At 73.8% G+C, this 7,075-nt stretch carries 4 protein-coding genes; 2 read left to right on the top strand and 2 right to left on the bottom strand.

Going from position 1 to position 7,075, the window contains the following annotated elements; translation table 11 throughout:
* Positions 1-526: 526 nt before the first annotated feature.
* Positions 527-4,615 (top strand): WD40 repeat domain-containing protein, encoded by a 4,089-nt coding sequence (locus AOK23_RS17370; protein WP_055713618.1) that lies wholly within the window; start codon positions 527-529, stop codon positions 4,613-4,615.
* 295 nt (positions 4,616-4,910) lie between these two features.
* Positions 4,911-5,753: a glycosyltransferase family 2 protein gene (locus AOK23_RS17365; protein ID WP_079049535.1), complete on the top strand. Its 843-nt coding sequence runs from the start codon at positions 4,911-4,913 to the stop codon at positions 5,751-5,753.
* Between the two features lie 208 nt (positions 5,754-5,961).
* On the opposite strand, the gene AOK23_RS17360 is transcribed toward AOK23_RS17365, so the two are convergent.
* Entirely contained in the window at positions 5,962-6,465 is a 504-nt protein-coding gene (locus AOK23_RS17360; protein ID WP_157878059.1) for a hypothetical protein, read from the bottom strand.
* 95 nt (positions 6,466-6,560) lie between these two features.
* Positions 6,561-7,075: TIGR03943 family putative permease subunit (locus AOK23_RS17355; protein ID WP_055713616.1), on the bottom strand; the 515-nt coding region annotated here is incomplete at its 5' end.

Genomic DNA, 7,075 nt, shown 5'->3' with positions numbered 1-7,075 from the left:
CCACCAACCGCCCCCGCTTCAGCCATCCCCCGGCCTCCCCCTCGGCACACCGTATGGAAACGGCATAGCGCCGAAACGGGGCGGTGTCATCCACGGCTTTGAGGGTGCGGCGTGGGCGCCGAGCCGGTCCGGCTCGGCCGCCTTCGTTCGGCACCGGTCCCTCCCCACGTGGGGACCGGTGCCGAACGGTGCGGGGGTGCTCGATCCGGGTCAGGGGACTGGATCGAGGTCTCGGCGGACGGATCGTCGCTGATCTCGTCCGTGTGCCCTGGTGATCACGTCCGTCGGTGTCGGTGATCGCGTCGGTGAAGCTGACCTAAAACGAACGGCGGCATGAGTCGTCTCTGCGTGCGCTGCGCTGGTGGCCTGCGAGGGCGCCACCCGAGGCGGTGGCTGCTTGGTCGTGATCCTGCCAGTCGGGGCCAGCGGCGAGGAGGGCCCCGAGATGTCCGGACGGCTTCGCCGCAGGTCAGGCATATAAAGTGAGTTTTCCGGTCCGGATGTCCAGCAGCGGGGGAAGTAAGGGGTGGAGGCCTTGAGTGACGACTCAGGGGCACGCACGGCCTTCGCGGAACGTCTCGCGCTGCTGTACAAGGAAGCGGGCAATCCTCCCCTCAAGAGTGTTTCCGAGTCGGTCGTCCGACTGCAAAGGGTCGATGAACGCGGGCGTCCGGTGCGGGTCTCCGCGCAGCGGATCAGCGACTGGCGGCGGGCCAAGAACGTGCCCGCCCAGTTCGCCGCCCTCGCCGCCGTCCTGCACGTCCTGATACCCGAGGCGCGGCGTGCGCGGCCCGCGCCGGTCTCCAAGGGGCTGTACGACCTGGCCCAGTGGCAGCGGCTCTGGGAGCGGGCGTTGGCCGGCCCGGCCGGCGAACGGACCGCCCCGGCGGGGGGCTCCACGGAAGAGGAACAGCCACCTCCGGTGGACGTCCCCGCCGTCCCCGGCGGGGTCTGCCCGTACCGGGGGCTGGCCTCCTACCGGCAGCAGGACGCCCGCTGGTTCTTCGGGCGGGAGCGCAGCACGGACGCCCTCGTCGGGCAGCTCCGGGCGGTGGAGAAGACGGGCGGCCTCGTCATGCTCGTCGGCGCCTCGGGGGCGGGGAAGTCCTCCCTCCTCAATGCCGGGTTGGTGCCCGCCGTGCGTGAGGGCGCGCTCGACGGCGGGGGCGGCCCGGGCGCGGACGGCTCCGGCGCGGACGGCCCCGGCGGCCCGGTCCTCCAGATGGTCCCCGGGGCCGATCCCATCGGGGAGCTGACCCGCCACATTCCCGAGCTCGCGCAGGTCGTGTCCGCCGCGTACGAGCCCGGCACGTCGTTCTTCGCCGACGCGGTACGGGAGGCCGTCACGGCGTGGGCCCGCCACCGCACGACCGCCGCGGCCTCCGCCACCTCCGCCACCTCCGCCACCTCCGGAACGAGCGACCCCGCCCGCCCCGTCCTGATCGTCGACCAGTTCGAGGAGACGTTCACGCTCTCCTCCGACGAGGCCGATCGGCGGACGTTCATCCAGTTGCTCACCGCCGCCTGTACGCCCGGTGCCGCGGGGGAACTCGCGCCCGTACTGGTCGTGCTGGGGATCCGGGCCGACTTCTACGAGGAGTGCCTCGGGTATCCGGAGCTTGCGGACGCGTTGCAGCACCGGCACATGGTGCTGGGGCCGCTGACGACCGCGGAGCTGCGGGAGGCGGTGGCCGGGCCGGCCAAGGCCGTGGGGCTGGAGCTGGAGCCGGGGCTGGCCGAGCTGATCGTGCGGGAGGTGAGCGCGGACGGGCCGCGGGGCGCGCACGACGCGGGTGTACTGCCGCTGCTGTCGCACGCGCTGCTCGTGACCTGGCAGCGGCGCAAGGCGGGGCGGCTGACGCTGGCCGGGTACCGGGCGGCCGGCGGGATCCAGGGCGCCGTGGCCGCGACCGCCGAGCGGGCCTGGTCGGGGCTGGACCCGGCGGCCCGTACGGCGGCCCGGTTGCTGTTGCTGCGGCTGGTGCGGCTCGGCGAGGACACGCAGGCCACCCGGCGGCGCGGGACGCGGCGGCAGCTCGCGGACGAGTCGACGGACCCCGGCAAGACGGAGGAGTCGCTGGAGGCGCTGGTGCGCGCCCGGCTGGTGACGCTCGACGCGGAGACCGTGGAGATCACCCACGAGGCGCTGCTGCACGCCTGGCCCCGGCTGCGGGCCTGGATCGACGAGGGCCGCAACGACCATCTGCTGCGCCAGCGCCTGGAGGAGGACGGCCGGGCCTGGGAGGAGTCGGACCGCGACACGTCGCTGCTGTACCGGGGTTCCCGCCTGGAGCAGGCCCGCAGTTGGGCGGGATCCGCCGACGACACCCTGCTGACCCGCAGCGCGGTGGAGTTCCTGGCCGCCGCGGTCAGGCTGCGCAAGCGCACGGTGTGGATCAGCCGGAGCGCGGTGGCGGCCCTGGTCGCGCTCGCCCTGGTGGCCGTCGGTTCGGCGGTGGTCGCCTGGCAGCAGCGCAACGACGCGGTGTTCGAGCAGGTCGTCGCCGAGGCGGACCGCGTCCAGTACACCGACCCGTCGCTGTCGGCCCAGCTCGACCTGGTGGCGCACGGGCTGCGGCCCGGCGACGAGGGCACCAACAACCGGCTGATCTCGATCGTGAACGCGCCGCTGGCCACCCCGCTGCTCGGCCACACCGGCGCCGTCTACCTCACCTCCTACAGCCCCGACGGCCAGTACCTGGCCACCGCCAGCTACGACCGGACCGTCCGCCTGTGGGACGTGTCCGACCCGTCCCGCCCGAAGGCCCTGGGCAAGCCCCTCACCGGGCACACGAGCTGGGTGAGCAGCGCCGTCTTCAGTCCGGACGGCCGGACGCTCGCCAGCGCCGGCGACGACGGGGAGATCCGGCTGTGGGACGTCCGCGATCCCCGCTCGCCCCGGTCGTCGGGCGCACCGCTGACCGGCCACGACGGCACGATCTACCTGGTCGCCTTCAGTCCGGACGGGAAGACGCTGGCGTCCGTCGGCGAGGACCGCACCGTGCGGCTGTGGGACGTGTCCGATCCGTCCCGTCCGAAGGCCCTGGGCAAGCCCCTCACCGGGCACGACGCACCCGTGCGTTCCGTGGCGTTCAGCCCGGACGGCAGGACCCTGGCCGCCGGGGGCGACGACCGGACCGTACGGCTGTGGAACGTCGCCGACCCACGGCACCCGGCCGCGCTCGGCGCCCGGCTCACCGGCCACACCGGCACCGTGCACTCGGTGGCGTTCAGCCCCGACGGGCGCACCCTCGCCAGCGGCAGCGCCGACAACACCGTCCGGCTGTGGAACGTCGCCGACCGACGGCGCCCGTCCGCGCTCGGTGCCCCGCTCAGCGGCCACACCGGCCCGGTGTGGTCGGTGGCGTTCAGTCCCGACGGGGGGACGCTGGCCGTCGCCAGCGCGGACAGCACGGCGAGCCTTTGGAACGTCCGCGACCCGGCGTACCCGTCGCAGGTGGGCGAGCCGCTCGCCGGGGCCAGCGGCGAGATGTACGCGCTGGGCTTCAGCCCGGACGGCCGGACCCTCGCCACCGGGAGCGGGGACAGTAAGGTCCGGCTGTGGTCGATACCGACGGCGGACATGGTCGGCCAGAACGGGGTGTTCCGGCCGGACGGGCGGGTGCTCGCCACGGCCGGGCGCGACGGCCGGATCCGGCTGTGGGACGTGCGCAAGCCCGGTCGGCCGGTGGCGCTGAGCAGGCCGTTCCTGGTCAAGGACGGTGGCAACCGCTCCCTCGCCTTCTCCCCCGACGGCCGCACCCTCGCGATCGTGACCGGGAACCGGGCGGTGCACCTGTGGGACGTCAGCGACCCCGCGCACCCGGTCCCCCACGCGGAGCCCCTGATGCTGCGGACCCGCTACACCGACGCGATGGCGTACAGCCCGGACGGGCGCACCCTGGCCACCCCGTACGACGATCACACCGTGCAGTTGTGGGACGTGAGCGACCCGGCCCGTGCCGTCCCGCTCGGCAAGCCGCTCACCGGCCACAAGGGCTACATCCTCGCCCTCGTCTTCAGCCCCGACGGCCGCACCCTCGTCAGCGGCAGCGCGGACGGCACCGCCCGGCTGTGGAACGTGACCGATCCACGGCGCCCCGCCCGCCTCGGCGCACCCCTCACCGACCACCGCGGCCCCGTCAACGACCTGGCGTACAGCCCGGACGGCGCCACCCTGGCCAGTGGCAGCGACGACGACACGGTCCGGCTGTGGGACGTCTCCGACCCCGCCGACGCGACCCGGCTCGGCGAGCCGCTCACCGGCCACACCGAGGCCGTCGTGTCGCTGACCTTCAGCGAGGACGGCCGGACCCTGGCCAGCGGCGGCAACGACAACACGGTCCGGCTGTGGGACGTCTCCGACCCGGCCGACGCCTCGCCCATCGGCCAGTCGATGAGCCCCAACGCCAAGACGGGCAACTTCCTGTCGTTCAGCCCGAGGAGCGGCATGCTCGGTGTCTCCAGCGGCGCCGACACGGTACGGCTGTGGAACCTCGACGTGGACGAGGCGGTACGGCACATCTGCGCCGCCACGCGCGGGGTGCTGACCCGGTCGAAATGGAACGAGTACCTGCCGCGGCTGTCGTACGAGCCGCCGTGCGAGGGTTCCTGACGGCGGACCGAGGGGCGTTCCGGCAGAGGTTCGGCGGGTTCCGGGCGGGTTCCAGGCGGGTTCCAGGCTGGGTCCGGCACTGCCCGCGCGATCTAACAAACGTTTGGTTACTGCCTCCTTCGAGCGTGATCCCGATCACAACTTGTCAACGCAGTTCCGCAGTCGACTCCCGTCGCGGGGGCGACCTTGTTAGCCTTGGCCATAGCCCGGTCGCTGGTGCATCCCCCGTCGCCAGCGGCCGGGCGTTGTCATGCGGCCGATCGACACGACGCCTCGAAGGGTGGTGGGTGCTGCCGTGACCCGGCGCATCGTCGTCGTCACCGCCGTCCACGCCCCCTCGGCCCCCTTCCTCCCCGACGCCTACGCGTCGCTGCGCGACCAGCGGTTACCCGGCGGCTGGGAGTGGCACTGGGTCATACAGGAGGACGGCACCTCGGACGCCGTCGCCCCGTACGTCCCCGCCGACACCCGCGTGACCTTCCGCCAGGGACGGCCCGGCGGCCCCGGCGTCGCCCGCACCATCGCCCTCTCGGAGGCGGACGGTTCCTACGTGAAGGTGCTGGACGCCGACGACCGGCTGACGCCGGGGGTGCTCGCCCGCGATCTGGCCGCCCTCGAAGCAGACCGCACGCTCGGCTGGGCCACTTCACGCGTCCTGGACGTCCTGCCCGACGGCTCCACCCTCGGCTTCCCCGGCGACCCCGAGCACGGCCCGATCGAGCGCGGCGCCGTCCTCGACCACTGGGCGGCCCACGACTTCCTGTCGCCGGTCCATCCCGCGACCCTCTTCGTCCGCCGCGAACTGGCGCTGGCGCTCGGCGGCTGGATGGCCCTGCCCGCTTCCGAGGACACCGGCCTCCTCCTCGCGCTCAACTCCGTGAGCCGCGGCTGGTTCTCCGCCGAGGTCGGCCTCCTCTACCGCAAGTGGGAGGGCCAGGCGACCGGGCAGGCGGCCCACCGCGACAAGGCCGAACGAGCCGCCCGCATGGCGGTGATAGAGGCCCGCGCCCGCGCCCTGGCCACGTTCCGCTGGACCTACCCGGACCGCCTGGACCCGCTCGTCCACAGCCACGGCCACACCCACGGCCCACCGCCGGGCGGGGAGCACGGGGGCGGTGGCGGTTTCCAGGGGCGGTGAGCCCCAGGGGCGCACTTCTCAGGACGGCGACCTCCAGCGGCACGACTTCCAGGGACGGCGGCTTCCAGGGGCGTGACTTCGAGAGGCAGCGGCTGCCAGGGACGGCGCCCCCCCAGGCGCGACGGCTTCCAGGCGCGACGGCTCCTTGGAGCGGAGGCTTCCAGGCACGGCGGCTCCTTGGAGCGGAGGCTTCCAGGCACGGCGGCTTCTAGGAGCGGCCGGTGCCCGCCATCGTGAGCCAGTGGGCGATCCGGCGGACGGTGGTCTCGTCGAGGCCGTCGACGACGGCCCGGACCGCCGCCACGTCGTCCGGCGCCAGGTCGTAGAGGCCCGCCTTGCCCAGACCGGCCATGAGCACCTGCTGACGCCGGCCGGTCATGCGCTCGGCGAGGGTGCTGGGCTTCGCGGTGGGCGCGTCGGCGGTCCGGTCGGACTCCCGGAGCGGGGTGGCGTCCGTCGCGAGGGCCGCCGGGTCGTGCCGCTCCCAATCGACGCCGCCCGGCCCGTCCTTGGGTCCCCACACCGTGACCGCCGGGTCCTCGCCGCGCGCCCGCAGGGTCTGGGTCATCTCCCCCACCGCGTACAGCACGGGCGAACGGTACGGCGACTGGGCGCCCACCTTCCAGGAGGACGACCCGGGCTCGTAGAACATCGCGACCCAGCGGGGAGCGCCGGGCGGCTGCGGGCTCGGGGTCCGGGGATGTGTCGGCACGGCACTCACCTCTCGGGGGTACGGCGTTGCCGCCGACCTTAACTGACGGACCGTCAGGTATCCAGAGCCGCGCGCGCCGTCACGAGGGGCGGGTGTCAGCCGTTCCAGGCCTCGTCGTACGGGTCCTGCGGGGCCTTGACCGGGCGGGTGGAGGCGACGGAGAGGTAGGGGACGGCCGTGCCGTTGACCGGATCCTTCGTGCGCTTCGGGGAGTACGTGCCGGTCACCTCGATCCAGCTGTCCGGCTGGAGCACCGGGGGGAGTTCCCCACTGAGGGCGATCTTGACGGGCTGGGCGTCGGCGGCGCAGCAGTTCAGGGCCATGCGGACGAGGTACGGGGCGCCGTGGCCGTCGAGGGCGAGGAAGCCGGCGACCTTGATCTGCCGGCCGGCGAGGGCACGGCCCTTGTCGTACACGGCGCGGCCCGCGTAGTCGGCGACGGTCAGCTTCAGAGGGCCGTCGGCGGGGAGCTTCGGGTAGCCCCAGGGCTGCTCCTGCAAGGCCGATCCGGTGCGCATCGCGGTGTACGACCCGGCGGCGGGCGGGGCGACCAGGACGAGCGCGAGGAGGGGGAGGACGAGGAGCCAGGCGACACGGGGTTCACGGTGGG

It is taken from the genome of Streptomyces torulosus, from assembly GCF_001419765.1.
Taxonomy (GTDB): Bacteria; Actinomycetota; Actinomycetes; order Streptomycetales; family Streptomycetaceae; genus Streptomyces; species Streptomyces torulosus.
This window is presented reverse-complemented; position numbering and strand designations above follow the sequence as displayed.